The sequence below is a fragment of the Sphingomonas colocasiae genome, from assembly GCF_019880585.1.
GTDB classification, from domain to species: domain Bacteria; phylum Pseudomonadota; class Alphaproteobacteria; order Sphingomonadales; family Sphingomonadaceae; genus Sphingobium_A; species Sphingobium_A colocasiae.
On the sequence record NZ_JAINVV010000013.1, the window covers coordinates 185,945 to 206,335 of the forward strand.

Here is a 20,391-nt window from a genome sequence, read left to right on the forward strand (position 1 = left end):
TCGATATGAGGAGGATGTGCTTGCGCGAAACGCCCCTGCAGGTCTGGGACGGCCGCCGCCCCCGCCTGCCGCGCGCGGTGGTCAGGCGCCGTGAAGCCAGGATCGGCCGCATCGGTATCGTCGCGGCGACCGAAAATCTCCGCGCCGCGACCGATTGGTGCTTCGAAGAGGAGCACCACACCATCGTCGCCCATCTCGATGGCCGGCTCGACCGCATGGACTGCACCTTCTCCATCGGTCCCTCGGGCCGGGCCATCCCGTCGCGCGGCGACCTATGGATAATCCCGGCCGGATGCCGTTATGCCGCGCTGGCGCAGGGCGAACATGCCCGGTTCGTCGAGCTGACCATTCCGGCGACCATGCTTGGCGATACTCCAATCAAGGCACGCGTGCGCCACCGGGACGATTTCCTGTTCGGCGCGGCGGCGAGACTCTCCGACCTGATCGAGCGGCCCGATGACGATCTCGCCCGGATGGCGGCCCATGCCATCGCCGACGCTGTGCACCTGCACCTGCGCGAACATCATGCCAGCCGCAATGCCCGTGCCGGCAAGCGCCGGCTTTCGCCGGCCGATCTCACCATCCTTGCCGGGGCGATCGGCGACCAGTTGGATACGCATCATTCGCTGTCGTCGCTCGCGGCGCTTGTCGATATGGACGTTCGACGCTTCACAGCCGCCTTCACGGACGGGTTCGGACTGACGCCCTGGCAATATATCCTGAGGGCGCGGCTCGAACAGGCAACCCATCTGTTGCATGAAACCGACGATCGCGTGACGGATATCGCGCTGGCCGTCGGCTTTGCCACACCCAGCCATTTCGCAACGACCTTCGCCCGCCATTTCGGCGTCCCCCCATCGCGCTACCGTGCCGTGCAACGCCGATAGAGCGGAGACATAAGGTGGCCGGTCAGCGGCATATGACGGCGTTCGAATATCAGGGAGACTTCATGGCCAGGATCGCAGGCATTTATCGCTACCCCGTGAAGGGACTGGGCAGCGAGAAGCTCGACAGCACAAAGGTCGCAGCCGGGCGCGGCATCGCGCGAGACCGCGCCTATGCGATCGCGCTGGCCGGCACCGCGTTCGATCCGCGGGCACCCGAACATCTGAGCAAGGTGAAATTCGCGACACTGATGACCCATCCCGGGCTCGCTGCGCTCACCGCCGATTTCAGCGACGGCGCCGAACGCCTGACGCTGCAATGCGACGGTGCGGCCGTGCTCGATATTTCGCTTCGGCAGAGCGAGGACGTTGCGCGGTTCGATCATTTCATCACCGAATTCGTCGATGACCGTGCCAAGGGACCGCTCCGGCTGGTCACCGCCGACAGCCATATGTTCTCCGATATCCGCGAGGACTGCCTGTCGATCGTCAATCTCGCCAGCGTCGACGCGCTGTCCGCTGCATTCGGCAAACCGATCGATCCGCTCCGCTTTCGCGCGAATATCTATGTGTCCGGCTTGCCTGCATGGCATGAACGATCCTGGAAGGCTGGCGACGAGATCGCCATTGGCGGCGGACGGTTCGGCGTCATGAGCGCCATCTCCCGCTGCGCGGCAGTGAATGTGGATCTGGCGACGGCCCGGATCGATGGAGATCTGCCGGCCTTGTTGCGTCGGCAGTTCGGGCAGAACGCAATGGGCGTCTATATCGATGCGATCGGCACCACGCGGATCGCGACGGGCGACGGCGTCGATGCACGGAACGCAAGCAAGTGACGAAGGACTTTCGCCAATTTCCATAGCGGGCAGCGCAAGATCCGGATCACGAAACCCGCTCCAGATGCTTGTGATCGCATCGTTTTTGCGGAGAATCGGTTTCCCACTTTTCCGGATGCTGCTCTAACGACGTCCGGCCTCAGACCCCCAACCATTCCAGCCCGCCATCGAGTTCGTCCGTCGAATAGTCGATCTGGAGCACCCGCCGCCGACCGTGCGCGCGCACCGCGTCCGATGCGTGCAGGATCGGCGTCGAATAGGCCCAGATGTCGCCGCGACCCGCGAGGCAGGCCAGCGTCCCGCACGATGCCACGACCGCGTCGATATCCGTTTCCGCGATCCGGCCCAGCCTGTGCGATCCCGGCGCGATCAGCAGCGGCGCATTGTCCGACGATACCGGATCGATATGCACCCGCAGCGTCACCATGCGTTCGAGCAAGGCGAAGGGCGGCGCGACATGCCGCAGCCCGGCCTTGATCGTCCAGGGGCCGTAGCCCGGAACGTCGACCCGATCGCGCACGACGATGGTGCGATCCTGATGCCAGGCGAGCGACCAGTTGGCATCCCGGTGCTTGTCGAACAGGATCGCGCGCACCGGCCGGGCGGCGGCGCCAAGCGTCGATGCCGCGACGGCGCCGATTTCGGTGGAGGGCGCCAGCAATTCGGCCAGCCCGTCCCGCCCGTGCAGACGGATCCCGGCTCGGTCCACGGGCAAAGCTGCGCCAAGGCGTTCCAGCCCGCCCAGGACATCGTCGCCCACCGCGCAGGCGTGCAAGGCCGCGCCATCGACATCCAGCGTCGGCAGCCGGTCAGGCGCGTGGATGCGCATTGCGATAGACGTCCATCAAATGCGCGGCGTCGACGGCGGTGTAGATCTGGGTCGAACTCAGGCTGGCATGGCCGAGCAGTTCCTGAAGCGCGCGCAGATCCGCGCCGCGCCCCAGCAGATGCGTCGCGAAGCTGTGGCGCAACGCATGCGGCGTCGTGCGCTCCGACAGGCCGAGCCGGCCGCGCGCGCCCTGCACCGCGCGGCGGACGAGCGCCGGCGAGAGCGGCCCGCCGCGCCGCCCGCGAAACAGCGGCTGATCCTTCGACGCCATGTGCGGAGACAGCGCCAGATATTCATCGATGGCGGTCCGCACCTGGGGCAGCAACGGCACGATCCTTGTCTTGCCGCGCTTGCCAGTAACGCTCAATGTCTCCCCCAGCGGCAGCACCGCACCGGTGAGCGCCATCGCCTCGCCGATGCGCAGACCCGCGCCATAGAGCAGCATCAGCACCGCCCAGTCACGCGCGCCGATCCAGGGCTCGCGCGCCTGCCCCGCCACATCCTCCGCGAGCGCCACCGCCTCGTCGGGCGAAACCGGCCTTGGAATGCCTTTCTTGACGCGCGGCCCCTTCAGGCGCGGCGGCGCCCCGCCCTCTCCGGCGACAAAGGCCAGAAAGCCGCGCACCGCCGACAATTCGCGCGCGGCGGAGGCATTGCCGATCCCGTCGCCGCGCCGCAGCGCGAGAAAGGCCCGCAGATCGGCGGCCTCGACCGATGCGAGCATCGCCGCATCGACCGCGCCGCCGCGATGATCCTGAAGAAAGGCGATCAGCCGCTCGGCCGTCGCCACATAGGCGCGCACCGTATGCGCCGAACGCCGGCGCCCATGCGCCAGGTGATCGCGCCAGCGCGGGATGAGTGCATGGCTTTCCACATGCACTCCATGCCCGGACTATCCGCGGCCGTCACGCCGAACTTGTCGATCGCGTCCGCGTGGCGGCGGCTCGTCAGCCGATCTTCTGGCCGGTCTTCGCCCAGTCGGCCAGGAAACCCTCGATGCCCTTGTCGGTCAGCGGATGATTGAAGAGCTGGCGGATGACGGCGGGAGGCGCGGTCATCACGTCCGCGCCGATCTTCGCGGCTTCCAGCACATGGATGGGGTTGCGCACGCTGGCGACGAGGATCTCCGTCTCGAAATCGTAGTTGTCGTAGATCAGCCGGATATCGGCGATCAGTTCCATGCCGGGATAGCCGACATCGTCGTGGCGGCCGACAAAGGGCGAGATGAAGGTCGCGCCCGCCTTCGCCGCCAGCAGCGCCTGATTGGCCGAGAAGCAAAGCGTGACATTGACCATGGTGCCGTCGCCGGTCAGCGCCTTGCAGGTCTTCAGCCCGTCGATGGTCAGCGGCACCTTCACCGCGACATTGTCGGCGATCTTGCGGAGGATTTCCGCTTCCTTCATCATCGTCTCATGGTCGAGCGCGACCACTTCGGCCGAAACCGGGCCGGGGACGATCTCGCAAATCTCCTTGACGACTTCCAGGAAATCGCGGCCCGCCTTGTGGATCAGCGAGGGGTTGGTGGTGACCCCGTCGAGCAGGCCGGTCGCGGCCAGATCTGCGATCTCCTTGGTATCGGCGGTATCGACGAAGAATTTCATGAACGGGGGCTCCCAAACACAGGCTGATTCGATGCCTCCCTATAGGCGTCCGCGCGCGCGCCGCCAAAACTCCTGGTGATCGCTTGACGGCACCGGCATAGTGTATTACACAAATAATACAGATGCCACCAGTCATCAGATAAAAATGTGAAACGGTGAGTATCCGAATGCCCATCTACTGAAACAATCGGAGCGGCGCTATTAAGGGAGCGCCCCCAAGACCTTGATCACTTCGGGCTGGCCAGCCCGAAGTGATCAAGGTCTCAACCAAAAAGAGGGCCTGATTCACGTTCTCGGTGGAAGCGCAAAACGCTTCCACCTCCAACGATCAGGCCCATAGGCCCGGCCGGTTCCCCCCTTCCGGCCGGGCCGATCCCAAACAGGACCCGGACAATGGCCTTTCTCGATTTCGCTCAGCCACGCCTTTCCCCGGCGGTCGCCGGCGTCGTATCGCAGGCCGCGTTCCAGGGCCATGAATGGGCGGTGATCGCCCTGGCGCGCAGCGACGGCGCGGCAAGCCTGTCCGCGCCCGGGCGCTTCCGCCGGCTGATCGAATCCTTTTTCAAGATCCGCCGCCCGAACCGGCTCGCCGATCCGCGACTGGAAGCGCTGCGCCGCATGGCGGTTCTGTTGCGCATCGGTGGCGGCAAAGCCAGCGACGACGAACGCGCGGGCTTCCTTTCGGCGGGCTATACCCGCAGTCAATTGTCGGCGCTCGCCGCCTATGTCACGAAAGCGATCCGGCCATGAGCACGATCAGATCGCATGGCGGCATCCTGATCGCCGCCGCCGCAACCGCGCTGTTCGCCTTCCTGATCAGCGATGCCCTCGGTGATCCGCTGATCGGTGCCCTGATGGGCGTGCTCGCCTTCACCATCGCGATGCCGCTGGTGGCGATCGCCGAGACGCCGCGCCGCCTGCGCCACGATTGACAGGGCATCGGCGGAGGTCTTCTATCGCGCCGGAGCTTCGATGACCCGGCCTATCCCGATCCTGATTCTCGCCATGCTGGCCGTCCAGCCACCCGCCGCCGCGCAGACCGGCGCGCCGAAGGGTGGTGCAAAGCCCGGCGCGCTTTCGATCGATACCCCCGTCCAGTCGCTGCTGCCCCGCGCCGAAGCGGGCGATCCCGCGGCGATGTTCTATCTCGGCGCCAAATATTCCGATGGGCGCGGCGTTCCCAAGGACGAGGCGGAAGGGTTGCGCTGGTATCGCAAAGTGGCTGAACGCGGCAATTCCGGCGCGATGCTCAATGTCGGCAACAGCTATTATAATGGTCGCGGCATCGCCGAGGACCGGGTGGAAGCCGCGCGCTGGTTCCGGCTCGCGGCGGAACGCGGCCATGCCGGAGCGATGTACAATCTGGCGATCTGCTATGCCGGCGGCCAAGGTGTCGAGAAAGACGAGACCGAGGCCGTCAAATGGTTCCGCGCCTCCGCCGCCAAGGGCAATCCCCGCGCCATGGCAGCGCTCAACAGCCGGGGGCTGGGGCTTCAATAGGGCGCACTACCGTCATTCCCGCGTACGCGGGAATGACGGGTGAGGATGACTCAGCCTGCGGCCGCCTGGCCCTTGTCCGCGAACAGCGCATGGAGTTCGCCGGCTTCGTACATCTCCATCATGATGTCCGATCCACCGACGAATTCGCCGTTCACATAAAGCTGCGGGATCGTCGGCCAGTCCGAATAATCCTTGATGCCCTGGCGGATGCCCTGATCCTGCAGCACATCGACGGTTTCATAATCGACGCCGATATGGTCGAGGATCGCGATCGCGCGGCTGGAAAAGCCGCATTGCGGGAAAAGCGGCGTGCCCTTCATGAACAGCAGCACCGGATTGGCTTTCACCAGTTCGTCGATGCGGGCGCGGGTGTCGTCGGTCATGTCCTTACTCCTCAATCGGGCGCCACGGTGGTGAGTTGCAGCGCGTGCAGCACGCCCCCCATCCGGCCGCCCAGCGCGGCATAGACGGCCTGGTGCTGCTTCACCCGGGGCAGGCCCCGGAAACTCGCGCTCACCACGCGCGCCGCATAATGATCGCCGTCGCCCGCGAGATCCGTGATCTCGACGCTGGCGTCGGGGATCGCGGCCACGATCATCGCCTCGATATCTTCAGCCGCCATCGGCATGATTACTGCGATTCCATCAGCTGGCGGCGCGCTTCGACCGTCTTTTCCTCAAGCGCCACGCGCACGCCGGCCTCGTCGATCTCGAGCCCCGCCGAAGTCAGGTCGCCCAGCAGCTTGCGGATCACGTCCTCGTCGCCGGCTTCCTCGAAATCCGCCTGGACGACGGCCTTGGCATAGGCGTCGGTTTCCTCGGGCGTCAGGCCCATCTTTTCGGCCGCCCACTGACCCACCAGGCGATTGCGGCGGGCGGTGATGCGGAACATCATTTCCTCGTCGCGGGCGAACTTGGTCTCGAAGGCGCGTTCGCGATCGTCGAAAGTGGTCATGGGCGATCCTTATCTGGCGTGTAGGCTGTCGCACCGGACATAGGGGCGACGGGCCGCAACCGCAACGGGCGGGGCGGATTGAAATGCGATAGGCCTGATGCCGAAGCGTCAGTCCCCGATGGTGACGACCACCTTGCCGATCACGTCGCGCGCGGCCATGCGCGCGATCGCTTCTCCGCCCTTTTCCAGCGGATAGGTCGCGGTGACGCGCGGCGAGATCTGGCCGCTGTCCCACAGCCGCAACAGCCGCGCGACATGCGCCTGGTTCGCGCGCGGATCGCGCGCGGCGAAGGCGCCCCAGAAGACGCCGCAGACGTCGCAGCTCTTGAGCAGGGTCAGGTTGAGCGGCAGCTTCGGAATGCCGGCGGGGAAGCCGACGACCAGATAGCGGCCTTCCCATGCGATCGATCGCAATGCCGGTTCGCAATAATCGCCGCCGACCGCGTCATAGATCACATTGGCGCCATTGGGGCCGACCTTGGCCTTGAAGGCATCGGCCAGCGCCTTTGAGGCATCGCGATCGAAAGGCCCACGGCCATAGACCAGCGCATCGTCCGCCCCGGCGCGCTTCGCCGCCGCCGCCTTTTCCTCGCTCGACACCGCGGCGACGACATGCGCGCCGAATGCCTTGCCCAGTTCGACCGCCGCCAGACCGACGCCGCCAGCCGCGCCCAGCACCAGCAGGGTTTCGCCTTCCTTCAGTCGGCCGCGATCGCTCAGCGCATGGATGGTGGTCGCATAGGTCAGCAACAGCGCCGAACCGTCAACGAAGCTGCGTCCCTCGGGCAGGCGATAGGCGCTGACCGCCGGAATCGCGATCTTCTCCGCCATGCCGCCCGATCCGCAGACCGCCATGACGCGATCTCCGGGCGCCCAGCCGGTCACACCCTCGCCGACCGCCTCTACCACGCCGGCGATCTCGCCGCCAGGCGAGAAAGGGCGCGGCGGCTTGAACTGATATTTGTCCTCGATGATCAGCACATCGGGGAAATTGACGGCACAGGCGCGCACCGAAACCAGCAACTGGCCGGGGCCCGCGACCGGATCGGGACGATCCTGGACCACCAGCGTCTCGGGGCCGCCAACGGCTGTGGAGAGCAGCGCCTTCATGCCGCGACCGCCCCGGCCACCCATGGGCGGTCCGCCGCGACATTCTGTTCATAGGCGGAGATCTTCGCGTCCATCGCCAATGTCAGCCCCACTTCATCCAGGCCATTGCCCAGGCAATGTTTGCGGAACGGGTCGATCTCGAAGACGAAACGGTCCTGGAACGGCGTCGTCACCGTCTGGTTGTCCAGATCGATATGGATCGGATCGGTCTTGGCGACCTCGATCAGCCGGTCGATCGCCTCTTGCGGCAGCACGACCGCGAGCATGCCGTTCTTGAACGCGTTGCTCGAGAAAATGTCGGAAAAGCTCGGTGCGATCACCGCGGTGATCCCGCGATCGAGCATCGCCCAGGCGGCATGTTCGCGACTGGAGCCGCAGCCGAAATTGTCGCCCGCGATCAGGATCGGTGCGCCGGCATATTCGGGATCGTCGAACACATTGCCCGGCTCGCGGCGCAGGGCTTCGAACGCGCCCGCGCCCAGCCCCGCCCGGCTGATCGTCTTCAGCCATGCGGCCGCGATGATCATGTCGGTATCGACATTCTTCAGGCCCAACGGATAGGCCCGCCCTTCGATCGTGGAGACAGGCTTCATGCTCAGTTCGGCGTCCCTGGAACGGCCGGCGCCTTCTCGATCGGCTTGCGCGGCTCGGTTTTCGCCATGGCCGCATAGGCCGCGATGCCGCTCAGCAATGCGCCGCCGAACAACAAGATCATCACACGCTTCATCATCCGTCCCCTGTTCGACGGGTTCCGGCATGCCGCCCTTGCCCGTTCAGATGCCATATCGGCATCATCCCATCAACTCGCGCACATCGCTCAGCCGGCCCGTCACCGCCGCCGCCGCCGCCATCGCGGGCGAAACCAGGTGCGTCCTGGCGCCCGGACCCTGCCGCCCCATGAAGTTGCGGTTGGAGGTGGAGGCGCAGCGCTCGCCCGCCGGCACCTTGTCCGGATTCATGCCCAGGCATGCCGAACAACCCGGCTCGCGCCATTCGAAGCCCGCTTCGGTGAAGACGCGATCGAGCCCTTCGGCCTCGGCCTGGCGCTTCACCAGTCCCGATCCGGGCACGACCAGCGCCTGCTTGATGCCCGACGCGATATGCCGGCCGCGCAGGATCGCGGCGGCGGCGCGCAGATCCTCGATCCGGCTGTTGGTGCAGCTTCCGATGAAGATGTTCTCGACCGCGACGTCCTGCAGGCGCTGGCCGGCGGACAGCCCCATATAGTCGAGCGACTTCTGCGCCGCTTCGCGCTTCGACGCGTCGGCGAAGCTCTCGGGATCGGGAACGATGCCGGTCACCGGCACGACATCCTCGGGGCTGGTGCCCCAGGTGACGTTGGGCGCGATCTCCGCCGCGTCGAGAATGACGACACGGTCGTAGCGCGCGCCCTGATCGGTCGGCAGCGTCTTCCACCAGGCGACGGCCGCGTCCCAGTCCGCGCCGGTCGGCGCCATCGGCCGCCCCTTCAGATAGGCGAAGGTCCTCTCGTCGGGCGCGATCAGGCCGGATCTCGCGCCATGTTCGATCGCCATGTTGGAGACGCTCAACCGACCCTCGATCGACATGTCGCGGATCACCGACCCGGTATATTCGACGACATAGCCCGTACCGCCCGCCGCGCCGACGCGGCCGACGATCGCCAGGATCACGTCCTTGGGGCTGACGCCGAAGCCCAGCGTGCCGTCGACGCGGATCTCCATGCTCTTCGATTGCTTGAGCAGCAGCGTCTGCGTCGCCAGCACATGCTCGACCTCGCTGGTGCCGATGCCGAAGGCGAGCGCGCCCAGCGCGCCGTGCGCGGCGGTGTGGCTGTCGCCGCACACCAGGGTGCAGCCCGGCAGGGTGAAGCCCTGTTCGGGGCCGACGACATGGACGATGCCCTGCCGCTCCGCGACCGCGTCGATATAGGGTACGCCGAACTCGGCGGTGTTGCGCTCGAGCGCGGCGAGCTGCCCGGCCGATTCCGCATCGGCGATGGGCAGGCGGTGGCCCGCCGCGTCGACGCGCGCGGTGGTCGGCAGATTGTGATCGGGCACCGCAAGCGTCAGATCGGGGCGGCGCACCGGACGGCCGGCTGCGCGCAGCCCCTCAAAGGCCTGCGGGCTGGTCACTTCATGAACCAGATGGCGATCGATATAGATCAGGCAGGTGCCGTCGTCGCGGCGTTCCACGACATGGGCGTCCCAGATCTTCTCGTACAGGGTGCGGGCTTGGGTCATGCGTCCGGCCATAGCGCGCTTTGCCGCATGGGCAAGTGGCCAGTGCGCCGGATCACCGGCCTCCGCCGGTCCGCCCGGGCGAGGTCGAGACCGATGCCGCCGCGACCGTGACCGCCGGACCCGCCGGTTTTTCGTCCAGCTTCATCCAGTCGTGACGCGGCAAGCCGTACAACATGTCCAGCAGTTCGAGCTGGAGCCCGACCGGCTTGCTGCTGTGCGAATTCCAGAGCATCGCGATGCCCGTCCGCTCGACCGGATCGAACAGGATCAGCGAGCGATAGCCGTCCACCGCGCCGCGATGGCCGACCTGACGGTGCCCGGCATAGGAGAAATCGCGCCAGCCAAGGCCATAGGCATGGGCGTTGAGCGCGCGATCCGCCTCGCCGCGCGGTCCGTGCGGCGGCGTCGCGACCAGGGGCGCGTGAACCTCGTCGAGCAGGGCTGACGGCAGCACGGCGGTCGCGCCGCCCATCTGCGCGCGCATCCACTTGGCGAGATCGAAGATCGAGGAATTGACGCCGCCCGCCGCCGGCACGCGATAATAGGCGTCCTTGGTCTGGAGCATCTGGCCACGGCTGCGATGCGGCCGCGCCCAGCTCGGCGCGCTTTCAAGCCCGGCCCGGCCGACGCTGGCATTGGTCATGCCCAGCGGCAGGAACAGCTTGTCGCGCACGACATCGCCATAAGGCCGCCCGGTGACGCGCTGAACGACCTCGCTCGCGGCGTCGAAGGCGACATTCTGATAGGTATAGCATTGGCCGGGCGAGCAGAATGCCGGCAACTGGGCCAGCGATGCGCGGATCAGCTTTGGATCCTGCCCTTCCTCCAGCTTCTCGTCATAGGCGTTGCGGACGACGCCGGTGCGTTGCGACAGCAGATCGCGCACGGTCACGCGGTCCTCGGCGCCACCGGGCAGGCGCAAGGTGGTCTGGAATTGCGACACGGGCGTGTCGAGCGACAACCGCCCCTCGCGCGCCAGTTCGGCGACAAGCGTGCCGGCGACCCCCTTGGACAGCGACGCCCAGCGGAAAACAGTGGTCGGCGTCACCGGATCGGCGGTGCCGATCTGCGTGACGCCATAGCCTTTGACGAAGCTGATCTGGCCGTTCTCGACGATCGCGATCGCCACCCCGACCATATCCTTGCTGCCGGCCAGCCGCGTGAGGCGCTGGTCGATATAACGATAGTCGATGCGCTGCGGCCCTGAGGTGATCGCAGCCGCCGGCGAAAGCGCGGCGGTGTAGGAGAATGACGGTGGCTGCGCATCCGCGCCATCCGCCGCGCGGGTCGGCCCGCCATTGACGAAGCTGTAGATCGCGCCACACGCGACGGCGCCCAGAATGAGCGGCAATCCGTATCTCAAGCGGCGACCCCCGGGGACCTTCCTATCAATCAAGCGACACCCTGGCCCTTTGCGGCTCTATCAGACGGCTCGAATCCTAAGCTTTTATCCACAGACTTGCCAAGCGGAGCGAAGACGATCCGCCCCGCCCATGCCGCGCTTCACCGCGCAATCGACTCGGCTCATCGCTTTGACGGCTAGATCGCGACGGCGGACGCCCAGCGGACGAAGTCCATCCACGGCTGCGTCGTCCAGATCATTGGCCGGACGATCATCACCGCAGCAACGATCAGGCTGCCCCACAAAGTCGCCGGATGGATGCGCCCGCGCGTCTTCCAGTCCCAGACGAACAGTGGCAGCAGGAACAGCATCGGCAGGAACGTGCCGATCATCGGCGACGGGAACGGCATCCGCCCCATCGAGGGCTGAAGCATGTCGATCATGGCGATCAGCATCAGCCTTTTATGCATCTGCGGATCGCGGCGATTGATCAGCGCCGCGATGATCAGCCCGCCGAACACCGGCACGTCCATGAGCGGCATCGCCGCCCAAGAGAGCGGATCGATTCCCGGCGGCGATGTCGGGCGACCGACGCCCGCCAGTCCCACCCAGATGCCCAGCGGGATCATCAGCGCGACCAGCACCATGCCGAACATGCCGAGCCGGCGATGGAGATCGACGCGCCCCGCCGCCACCAGCGTGGTCTGCGCCATGAACAGCATCACCCAGGCCGAGAAGACCAGCCCATGCACATGGACGAGCAGCGTCATCGGCGGGAACGGGAAATAGGGCGGCGCGATGCCGCGCAGATAATAGCTCGGCATGAAGCCGATAAAGGTCGAGGCCAGTATGATCCCGGCCATGATCGTGAAGAAGCGCCGTTCCGCGGTCATCCCACCGCGCGGCCTGCCTGCCATCGTCGCCATGTCGCCCTCCCCCCGGATTGCGGCATGAATGCTATAATATGGGCTTTCCCGGCGCAATCCCGAGCCGCGCGACCACCTCGGGTGGAACCTCGAGATCCGCGATCACCGCATCGCGTTGGCGAAGCCGCGAAGCTCGCGCTGGACCATGAAGTTCCACACCTTGCCGGCCGCGGTGTCGAGCCGTGCCTCGCGCAGATCGGCATCGCCATCGGCTAGCGCCTTCAGCGCATCCTGCGCCGCGCGCCCGGCGCGGCCCAGCGCCTCGACCTTTTCGTTGAGCAGTTCGGCTTCGAGCGCCCCCAGCGCCGCATCGCCGAGCGATTTGCGGCCGGGCACGATCATGCGCCGGCCCGGTGATCGGCGACGATGGCGCCGCAGGCGGCCAGTTCGGCCTCATGGCCCTCCTCGCGCCACGCTTCGGCCAAGGCCTGCGCTTCCCATTCCCGCATCGCCGGCAGCGCGATGATGCGATCGGCCCAGGCACGGCCCGCCGCGCCGACATCGAGATCATAGGTCCGCACGCGATAGGCCACGGGCGCGTAAAATGCATCGACCAGGGTGAAGGCGTCGCCGGCGAGCCAGGGGCCGCCAAAACGCTCCAGCCCCTCCGCCCAGAGTTCGCCGATCCGCGCGACATTGCGCGCGAGCGCGTCGCTCATCGGCTTGGGAACGACACGGACGCCGACATTCATCGTGCAATCGTTGCGCAGCGCGCCGAAGCCGCCATGCATCTCCGCCGTCGCGCAAATCGCCCAGGCGCGCGCGGCCTCGTCGGCGGGCCAGACGCCATCGTGCCGCTCGGCAAGGTAGAGCGCGATGCCGAACGAATCCCAGATCGTGCGGTCGCCATCGATCAGCACGGGCACCTGCCCGGTCGGCGAAAAACGCCTGAATTCCTCGTAATTGTCGGGCCTGGTGAAAGGTTCGATCCGATCGTCGAACGCGATGCCGAACATGCGCATCAGCAACCAGGGCCTGAGCGACCAGCTCGAATAATTGCGATTGGCGGTGATCAGCGTGTAGCGCATGCCAATTCCTTCAAGAGCATCGTGCGGAAAAGTGGGAACCGGTTTTCCGCATAAAACGATGCGGCCACAAACACCTAGAGCAGACCGCGCGACATCGGTGTCGCGCGGTTTGCTCCAGGCGAAAGATAGGCGGGATCGTGAGCGAAGGGCAGCGGCGCACCATCCGCCAGCGCGGCCAGGATCGCAGCGAAATCGGTCCGGCAGCGGAAGCCAAGCAGCCGCTCCGCCTTTTCCGCAGCATAGACGCGATCGATATGCGCCGGAAAAGTCCAGCCCCGCGCGGCATAAAGCGCTTCCGCTTCAGGGAAATAGCGCGCGACGACCGACGGCGCATCCGCGATCAGCGCGGCGCAATCGCTGCGAAGAAAAGGCGTCGGCGCCGCCACGATGAAGGTCTCGAAGCCCAGCGTCGGCGCACGATCGAGCGCGGCGACATGCGCGTCCGCCGCATCCTCGACGGTCAGGCGCCGGTTGAGGAACTCGTTCGCCTTGGTGTTGGGGCCGTTCTCGGCGATCTCATGCGCCATGTCGTCGTCTTCCGGGAAGAAGCGGCCGGTGCGCAGCACAACGATGTTGAGCCCATGCTCCAGATGATGGAGGCGGCAGAGATGCTCGGCCGAAAGCTTGGTGACGCCGTAGATGTTGCGCGGCAGCAGCGGCGCCATCTCCTCGGTCAGCCACGCCGCTTCACGGGCGCCGCCGCCCTTGCCCGCGCGGATCGACGCGGAGATCATCAGCGATGTGGTGGAGGTGAAGACGAAACGGTCATTGCCCGCCGCCACCGCCGCTTCGAGCAGGTTGAGCGTGCCGGTGACGTTGACGTCGACGAACGCCTGGGCCGGATAGAGGACGATATCGGGCTTGTGCAGCGCGCCGCCATGGATCACCGCTTCGATGCCATGATCGGCGAAAGCGCGATCGACCGTCGCACGATCGGCGACCGAACCGACGATATCGGTGTCCGCGCCGGGCGCGACGTCCAGGCCCGTCACGCGGTGCCCCGCCGCACGCAGCCGGGGTGCGAGGAAGCGGCCGAGCCAGCCCGACGATCCGGTCAGGAGAATGCGCATGGCGCTCTCCTAACCGTGTCTTCGTTCGGGCGGAACCCGGCCTGCCCTTTTACTGCCTGCCCACTTTACTGCCCGCCCACTTTACTGGACGTAGTTGGCGGTAGTCTTCGCGGCCACTTCCTCAGGCGTCACGCCGGGCGCCAGTTCGACCAGCCTGAACGGGCTGTCGTGATCGGGGCGCTGGAACACCGCCAGATCGGTGATGATCATGTCGACGACATTCTTGCCGGTCAGCGGCAGCGTGCATTCCGGGATGAACTTGGGATCGCCGGCCTTGGAGTTGTGCTCCATCACCACGATGATCTTCTTGACGCCGGCCACGAGATCCATCGCGCCGCCCATGCCCTTGATCATCTTGCCGGGGATCATCCAGTTGGCGATGTCGCCGGTCTGTGAAATCTCCATCGCGCCGAGCACGGTCAGGTCGATATGCCCGCCACGGATCATTGCGAAGCTGTCCGACGACGAGAAATAGACCGACGAGGGCAATTCGCTGATCGTCTGCTTGCCGGCGTTGATCAGGTCGGGATCAACCTCGTCCTCATAGGGGAACGGGCCGATGCCGAGCATGCCGTTCTCCGACTGCAGCGTCACTTCGACGCCCTCGGGAATATGGTTGGCGACCAGCGTCGGGATGCCGATGCCGAGATTGACGTAAAAGCCGTCCTTCAGCTCCTTGGCGGCACGCGCGGCCATTTCGTCACGGGTCCAGGCCATTCTCACTTCTCCTTTTCGGCGGGCTCGGCCCACCTCTTGTCCGCAGGGAATATGTCTTCGAAGCCGCCTTTCAGGCCGCTTCCGTAAACGGGATTGGGCAAGGCGAACCAGCCGGCACCCCAGAGTTGCGCGATCCGGCCCCGGATCGCCGCCATGCGCCGATCGGGCACCGATCTGATCGTGTTGAACAGATCGGAAAAATCGCCGAGCTGGTCGCCGCCCAGCGCAAGGACGCAATAGCGTGCTGAAATCGTCCGGCGGCGGCCATCCTTGCGCGATCCCATGGCATCGTCGCCCGACAGGAACAGCGTTTCGCCATGAACGGCGTCGCCCAGTCCGGCCGCCCTGATCGCCGCCACCGTGCCCGCCGCGTTGACGGCGGCGCGATTGGTGTTGAAGACCACCGCAACGCCCTGCGCGCGGAGGGCGTTGACCGCGAACACCGCGCCGGGCACCGGCGAAACCGCGCCCGCCCCGGTCTTCTCCCAGCGATCCCACATCGCGCTGTCGAAAGGCCCACCACCACGCCGTGCATCCCATTCCTCGAAACCGAGATTGAGCACGAGCGTCTCGTCGACGTCGAACACCACGGCGAAGGGCTTGTCATTGCACGGCACGAAAACCGGCGCATCGAGCGTCGCGCCATCGGCCAGCACGACGCTGTCCTTCGGCCGGGCCTTCGCCTGCGCGGAGACGTGGTCGAGCAAGGCGCGGAACGCCTGGATCGAAAGCGCGCCCGCCTCGCCCGAGCCGTACAGATATTGGAAGCCCGGCGCGGGCGTCGACGGCAAGGCCGCGACCGGCGCCGAGGGCGTCGACGGGCCGGCGGTCGCGCAGCCGCCAAGCGCGGCTACGCAGGCCAGCATCGCCGCGGCCGGCGCCCAGTTCACGCCGCTTCGCGCTCGCGAACCGTGCGGAACTCGATCTTCTTGTCGTACGGCGCGCCGATGATGAGACGCTTCACATAGATGCCGGGCAGGTGGATGCTGTCCGGATCGAGACTGCCGACGGGCACCACTTCCTCGACTTCGGCGACACAGATCTTGCCCGCCGTCGCCATCGGCTGGTTGAAGTTGCGCGCGGTCTTGCGGAAGATCAGGTTGCCGGCCTCGTCGGCCTTCCAGCCCTTGATGATCGACAGGTCGGCGCGGATGCCGCGTTCGAGAACATAGTCCTCGCCGTCGAAGGTCTTCACTTCCTTGCCCTCGGCGACGAGCGTGCCCACGCCGGTCTTGGTATAGAAGCCGGGGATGCCCGCGCCACCGGCGCGGCAGCGCTCGGCCAGCGTGCCCTGCGGGCAGAATTCGACTTCGAGTTCGCCCGACAGATATTGCCGTTCGAATTCCTTGTTCTCGCCGACATAGGAGGCGATCATCTTCTTGACCTGACGGCTGCGCAGCAGCTTGCCGAGGCCTTCATTGTCGATGCCCGCATTGTTCGAGGCGATGGTGAGATCCTTGACGCCCGATGCCTGGATGGCGTCGATCAGACGCTCCGGAATACCGCAAAGGCCGAAGCCGCCGGCGCACAGGGTCATTCCATCGAACAACAGGCCATCGAGCGCCGCTGCGGCGTCGGGATAAAGCTTATTCATGTGCGCCTCTCCAGAGAATTTTTCCCTGACGCCCGCCATAGGCGGGCCGCCGGTGACCGGTCAATTGGACGGCTGTGCAACCACGATTGCAGAAAATGCAATCGTAAAAGGCCGATTCAGGGCCGCACCGGTCCACTCCCCCACCCGGCCTCCCAGAAGATACTGCCGTTGGGAGGCCGGGTGGCGGAGTGGACCGGTGCGGCCTTGGAAATATGCTCTTCCGCACATTTCCAAACAGACTCTCAGATCGGCATGATCCCCGGCCTTGGCCGCTCGCCGCCATGGGTTTCCGCCGCAATCGACACGCCCAGTTCCGCCAGCGCGGCGCGCTGCTCCAACGGCCGGGTCCGCAGAAGCACGTCTTCGCAAGGACGCAACGCCTGAAAAGCCGGCAGGGCCGCCGTCCTGCCGACAAGCGCAGCGAGCAGCGGCCAGCGCGCGCCATCGAAGGTCCAGCCCGCGAGTTCGGCGTTACGGAAAAAGGCGGCCAGGCTGATCTCGGCGATGCCCGGCCGATCCCCGAACAACCAGCCCGCCGGCGGCATCAACGGCTCGAGATAATCGAACGCCGCCGGTAAATCCGCCTCGATCGTCCGCGCGACCAGCGCCTCGTCAGTCGGCTCGCGAAAGACGAAGGGTTTGACGCGCTTCTGGAAGAACAATCGCCAGATCATCAGGTCGCCCAGCCGGCTGTCCGCGAACTCCTCGATCCAGCGCGCCCGCGCCCGATCGGCGGGATCGGCGGGCTTGAGCGGATGACCGGGATAGGCGTCGTCGAGATATTCGCAGATCACCGTCGAATCGCAGAGCGTGAGATCGCCATCGATCATCACGGGGATGCGCCGCAACGGGCTGATCTCACTGAAACGGTCATTGCCGAAAAAGGGGACGATCGGGTCGATCTCATAATCGACGCCCTTCAGCGCCAGCGCCACCAGCACCTTGCGGACATAGGGGGATACGTGATTGCCGATGATGAGCATGGTCAGTCCTGGAAATTGAGCTTCAGACCGGGACGCGGCCAATCGATCGCCGCGAGCCGCCCGGTCGCCGACAGGCAGATATAGGCGGTGCGCATGTCGGATCCGCCCCAGCAGATATTGGTGGTGAAGGGATCGTCGGTCGCCACGAAATCGACCGACTCCCCCGCCGGCGAGACGATGGTGATGCCGCTCGCGCCGATCGTCGCGACGCAGATATTGCCGCCCGCCTCAACGCCTAGGCTGTCGAAATAGGTGTAGCCGGCGGGCGAATGGAGAAAATGCCCGCCGCCGCCCGAAAGCCCCGGCACCTTCGCTATCCGGCCGGGCGCCGTCACCGCGAACGCCCAGAGCTTGCAGGTATAGGTTTCGGCGACATAGAGCGTCGCCCCATCGGGCGAGAGGCCGATGCCGTTGGGGTTTTCCAGCGGGAAGATCACCTCCTCCAGATGGCTCCCGTCGGCCTTCGCGTAGAAAACGCCGGTGACGTCGCGGGCACGCGCGCCGTTCTTGCCATGATCGGTGAACCAGAAGCCGCCATCCGCGTCGAAGACGATATCATTGGGCCCGCGCAGCGCGCAGCCGAAATCGCCGTCGCGATACAGCGTCTCGACCGCGCCCGTTTCCAGGTCGATCCGTTCGATCCGCCCGCCTTCATAATCGGGTGGCGTGCCATGGGGCATCAGCAGGCCATCGGCCTCGACCCAGCCGAAACCGCCATTGTTGCAGCAATAAAGCTTGCCGTCCGGCCCCATCGCCAGTCCGTTGGGTCCGCCGCCCGGTTCCGCGACGACGCGCCTGCCGCCGTCCGGCATGATCCGGGTGATGCGCCCGGCCGCGATCTCGACCAGCACGACGCTGCCGTCGGGCAACGCCACCGGCCCTTCGGGAAAACGCAATCCGTCGGCGACGATCCGCATGATTCCTCCCTCGTTCCGGCGTCATTCTGGACCGCGTCCGCGCCACCGGTCCAGACTCAATTGATCGGGGCTGGACCAAAGGCCGGACCGGGTTAAACATGCTGGCATGACGACACTCAGAACCGGCGGCCGCATCCTGGTCGATCAGCTCGTGGCCCAGGGCTGCGATCGTATCTTCACCGTTCCCGGAGAAAGCTTCCTGGCCGTCCTCGACGCCTTGCACGACACGCCGGAAATCGAGACGATCGTCTGCCGTCAGGAAGGCGGCGTCACCTTCATGGCGGAAGCGGACGGCGCGCTCTGCAAACGGCCGGGCATCGCCTTCGTCACGCGCGGGCCGGGCGCCACCAATGCCTCGATCGGCGTCCATGTCGCGATGCAGGATTCGACGCCGATGATCATGTTCATCGGCGACGTCTCGCGCGGCGACCGCGACCGCGAGGCATTCCAGGAAGTCGATTTCACCGCGATGTTCTCGCCGCTCGCCAAATGGGCGACGCGGATCGACGACGCGCGGCGCATCCCCGAATATGTCGCGCGCGCCTATGCGGTGGCGATGTCGGGCCGCCCCGGCCCCGTCGTGATCGCGCTGCCGGAAGATATGCTGACCGATGCGGTGGAAGCGATCGACCGCCCGCGCATCGTGCCCCCCGCCCAGCCCGCCGATCCCGAAGCGATGATGGCGCTGGTCGATCTGCTGAAGGATAGCTGCTCGCCCGTCGCGATCGTCGGCGGCGCCGGCTGGGATGAGGGCGCATCGCATTATTTCCGGCAATGGGCGGAACGGATCGGCCTGCCCGTCGCCTGCGCCTTCAGGCGGCAGGATGCGATCCCCAACGACAGCGGCGTGTGGGCGGGCAATCTCGGCTATGGCCCCAACCCCAAATTGCTCCAGCGGATCCGCGAGGCGGACCTGCTGATCGTGGTCGGCCCGCGCCTGGGCGAGGCGACCACCGACGGCTATACGCTGATCACGCCGGACCATCCGGGCCAGACGCTCGTCCATGTCCATCCCGATCCCAATGAACTCAACAGCGTCTACAAGACCTGCCTGCCGATCTGCGCGGACATGCGCGAATTCGCCGAGCTGGCAGCGCAATGGGAAGATGATCTGCTCGATTTCGATGCCGGCAAGCAGGCACATGCCGAATGGCTCGAATGGTCGACGATTCAGCCCAACGGCGCCGCGCTCGACCTTGGCCAGTGCGTCAAGACGATGCGCGAGACGCTGCCGGGCGATTCGATCATCTGCAACGGCGCGGGCAATTTTTCGGGCTGGTGGCATCGTTATTGGCATTATGCGGGGCCGGTCTGCCAGCTCGCGCCCACGGCCGGGGCGATGGGCTATGGCCTGCCCGCCGGCGTCGCGGCGGCGTTGCGCCATCGTGATCGCCAGGTGATCGTGCTGGCCGGCGACGGCGATTTCCTGATGAACGGCCAGGAATTGTCGACGGCGGTCCGCTATGGCTGCGACATGCTGGTGCTGGTGATCGACAATGGCGCCTATGGCACCATCCGCATGCACCAGGAACGCGAATATCCCGATCGCGTCTCCGCCACGCAGTTGGTCAATCCCGATTTCGCGGCCTTCGCCCGCGCGTTCGGCGCATGGGCGGACACCGTCGAGACCACCGAGCAATTCGCGCCCGCGCTGGAAAAGGCGCGCGCGCTGAAGGGCGTACGGCTGCTCCATCTGAAAACCGACGTCCAGCATATCGGCGCGGGCGGCAACACGCTCGAAAAGGTCCAGGCCGCCGGCCGCAAGTCACGCGGCCAATAGGCGAAAGGCTCCGCCCCATGATGGAGCGGAGCCTCCCGCGACCCTTTTCGGGTTTTTGACAGGATTGATTGTTATTCAGGGCATTCCGAGCCGGACGG

Annotated in this window: 25 protein-coding genes; 6 read left to right on the plus strand and 19 right to left on the minus strand. The window is 66.1% G+C overall.

Features of this window, described 5'->3' with window-relative positions:
* Positions 1-20: 20 nt before the first annotated feature.
* Complete coding sequence (locus K7G82_RS26140) at positions 21-887, plus strand: helix-turn-helix domain-containing protein (protein WP_222992908.1); 867 nt, start codon at positions 21-23, stop codon at positions 885-887.
* Positions 888-949: 62 nt separating this feature from the next.
* Positions 950-1,720: an MOSC domain-containing protein gene (locus tag K7G82_RS26145; protein WP_222992909.1), complete on the plus strand. Its 771-nt coding sequence runs from the start codon at positions 950-952 to the stop codon at positions 1,718-1,720.
* Between the two features lie 139 nt (positions 1,721-1,859).
* Here the strand turns inward: K7G82_RS26145 and K7G82_RS26150 are convergent, their stop codons facing one another.
* From K7G82_RS26150 to fsa, 3 genes are all read right to left on the minus strand, one after another.
* Complete coding sequence (locus tag K7G82_RS26150) at positions 1,860-2,549, minus strand: phytanoyl-CoA dioxygenase family protein (RefSeq protein WP_222992910.1); 690 nt, start codon at positions 2,547-2,549, stop codon at positions 1,860-1,862.
* Positions 2,530-3,423 (minus strand): tyrosine recombinase XerC, encoded by an 894-nt coding sequence (locus K7G82_RS26155; RefSeq protein WP_222992911.1) that lies wholly within the window; start codon positions 3,421-3,423, stop codon positions 2,530-2,532. The genes K7G82_RS26150 and K7G82_RS26155 overlap by 20 nt, the downstream gene beginning before the upstream one ends.
* Before the next feature lie 73 nt (positions 3,424-3,496).
* Positions 3,497-4,150, minus strand: a complete 654-nt coding sequence (fsa, locus tag K7G82_RS26160; protein ID WP_222992912.1) for a fructose-6-phosphate aldolase — start codon at positions 4,148-4,150, stop codon at positions 3,497-3,499.
* Between the two features lie 393 nt (positions 4,151-4,543).
* On the opposite strand from fsa, the gene K7G82_RS26165 reads away from it, so the two are divergent.
* From K7G82_RS26165 to K7G82_RS26175, 3 genes are read left to right on the plus strand one after another with little or no spacing between them, the layout of a single operon-like run.
* Positions 4,544-4,900: a hypothetical protein gene (locus K7G82_RS26165; RefSeq protein ID WP_222992913.1), complete on the plus strand. Its 357-nt coding sequence runs from the start codon at positions 4,544-4,546 to the stop codon at positions 4,898-4,900.
* Positions 4,897-5,082, plus strand: coding sequence for a hypothetical protein (locus K7G82_RS26170; protein WP_222992914.1), 186 nt, complete (start codon positions 4,897-4,899; stop codon positions 5,080-5,082). Before K7G82_RS26165 ends, K7G82_RS26170 begins: the two co-directional genes overlap by 4 nt.
* 40 nt (positions 5,083-5,122) lie before the next feature.
* Positions 5,123-5,650 (plus strand): tetratricopeptide repeat protein, encoded by a 528-nt coding sequence (locus tag K7G82_RS26175; protein ID WP_222992915.1) that lies wholly within the window; start codon positions 5,123-5,125, stop codon positions 5,648-5,650.
* A gap of 50 nt (positions 5,651-5,700) precedes the next feature.
* On the opposite strand, the gene grxD is transcribed toward K7G82_RS26175, so the two are convergent.
* The 16 genes from grxD to K7G82_RS26255 form a co-directional block, all read right to left on the minus strand.
* Positions 5,701-6,033, minus strand: coding sequence for a Grx4 family monothiol glutaredoxin (grxD, locus tag K7G82_RS26180; RefSeq protein WP_222992916.1), 333 nt, complete (start codon positions 6,031-6,033; stop codon positions 5,701-5,703).
* A gap of 11 nt (positions 6,034-6,044) precedes the next feature.
* Entirely contained in the window at positions 6,045-6,278 is a 234-nt protein-coding gene (locus K7G82_RS26185) for a BolA family protein (protein ID WP_222992917.1), read from the minus strand.
* 2 nt (positions 6,279-6,280) lie between these two features.
* The gene (locus K7G82_RS26190; RefSeq protein ID WP_222992918.1) at positions 6,281-6,604 is read right to left on the minus strand and encodes a DUF1476 domain-containing protein; all 324 of its coding nucleotides are present in this window, start codon (positions 6,602-6,604) and stop codon (positions 6,281-6,283) included.
* Between the two features lie 108 nt (positions 6,605-6,712).
* Positions 6,713-7,714 (minus strand): NADPH:quinone oxidoreductase family protein, encoded by a 1,002-nt coding sequence (locus K7G82_RS26195; protein ID WP_222993055.1) that lies wholly within the window; start codon positions 7,712-7,714, stop codon positions 6,713-6,715.
* Positions 7,711-8,307, minus strand: coding sequence for a 3-isopropylmalate dehydratase small subunit (gene leuD, locus K7G82_RS26200; protein ID WP_222992919.1), 597 nt, complete (start codon positions 8,305-8,307; stop codon positions 7,711-7,713). Before leuD ends, K7G82_RS26195 begins: the two co-directional genes overlap by 4 nt.
* Positions 8,308-8,505: 198 nt before the next feature.
* Positions 8,506-9,936, minus strand: a complete 1,431-nt coding sequence (gene leuC, locus K7G82_RS26205) for a 3-isopropylmalate dehydratase large subunit (RefSeq protein ID WP_222992920.1) — start codon at positions 9,934-9,936, stop codon at positions 8,506-8,508.
* Between the two features lie 52 nt (positions 9,937-9,988).
* Positions 9,989-11,299 (minus strand): serine hydrolase domain-containing protein, encoded by a 1,311-nt coding sequence (locus K7G82_RS26210; RefSeq protein ID WP_246623885.1) that lies wholly within the window; start codon positions 11,297-11,299, stop codon positions 9,989-9,991.
* Between the two features lie 176 nt (positions 11,300-11,475).
* Positions 11,476-12,204, minus strand: coding sequence for a hypothetical protein (locus K7G82_RS26215; protein WP_222992921.1), 729 nt, complete (start codon positions 12,202-12,204; stop codon positions 11,476-11,478).
* Between the two features lie 102 nt (positions 12,205-12,306).
* A complete protein-coding gene (locus K7G82_RS26220; protein ID WP_222992922.1) occupies positions 12,307-12,546 on the minus strand; it encodes a DUF6665 family protein in 240 nt (79 codons plus the stop codon).
* Entirely contained in the window at positions 12,543-13,232 is a 690-nt protein-coding gene (locus K7G82_RS26225) for a glutathione S-transferase family protein (RefSeq protein WP_222992923.1), read from the minus strand. The genes K7G82_RS26220 and K7G82_RS26225 overlap by 4 nt, the downstream gene beginning before the upstream one ends.
* A gap of 74 nt (positions 13,233-13,306) precedes the next feature.
* A complete protein-coding gene (locus K7G82_RS26230) occupies positions 13,307-14,302 on the minus strand; it encodes an NAD-dependent epimerase/dehydratase family protein (RefSeq protein ID WP_222992924.1) in 996 nt (331 codons plus the stop codon).
* Between the two features lie 81 nt (positions 14,303-14,383).
* Positions 14,384-15,019, minus strand: coding sequence for a 3-oxoacid CoA-transferase subunit B (locus K7G82_RS26235; protein WP_222992925.1), 636 nt, complete (start codon positions 15,017-15,019; stop codon positions 14,384-14,386).
* 2 nt (positions 15,020-15,021) lie between these two features.
* A complete protein-coding gene (locus K7G82_RS26240; protein WP_222993059.1) occupies positions 15,022-15,885 on the minus strand; it encodes a 5'-nucleotidase, lipoprotein e(P4) family in 864 nt (287 codons plus the stop codon).
* A gap of 20 nt (positions 15,886-15,905) precedes the next feature.
* Positions 15,906-16,613 carry a CoA transferase subunit A gene (locus K7G82_RS26245; protein WP_222992926.1) on the minus strand — a complete coding sequence of 236 codons (708 nt, stop codon included), beginning with the start codon at positions 16,611-16,613 and terminating at the stop codon, positions 15,906-15,908.
* A 242-nt stretch (positions 16,614-16,855) separates the two neighbouring features.
* The gene (locus tag K7G82_RS26250; RefSeq protein WP_222992927.1) at positions 16,856-17,596 is read right to left on the minus strand and encodes a glutathione S-transferase family protein; all 741 of its coding nucleotides are present in this window, start codon (positions 17,594-17,596) and stop codon (positions 16,856-16,858) included.
* Positions 17,597-17,598: 2 nt separating this feature from the next.
* Positions 17,599-18,513 carry an SMP-30/gluconolactonase/LRE family protein gene (locus K7G82_RS26255; protein ID WP_222992928.1) on the minus strand — a complete coding sequence of 305 codons (915 nt, stop codon included), beginning with the start codon at positions 18,511-18,513 and terminating at the stop codon, positions 17,599-17,601.
* Between the two features lie 106 nt (positions 18,514-18,619).
* Here K7G82_RS26255 and K7G82_RS26260 point away from each other — a divergent pair, with 106 nt between their 5' ends.
* Complete coding sequence (locus tag K7G82_RS26260) at positions 18,620-20,293, plus strand: thiamine pyrophosphate-binding protein (protein ID WP_222992929.1); 1,674 nt, start codon at positions 18,620-18,622, stop codon at positions 20,291-20,293.
* The last annotated feature ends 98 nt before the right edge of the window (positions 20,294-20,391 follow it).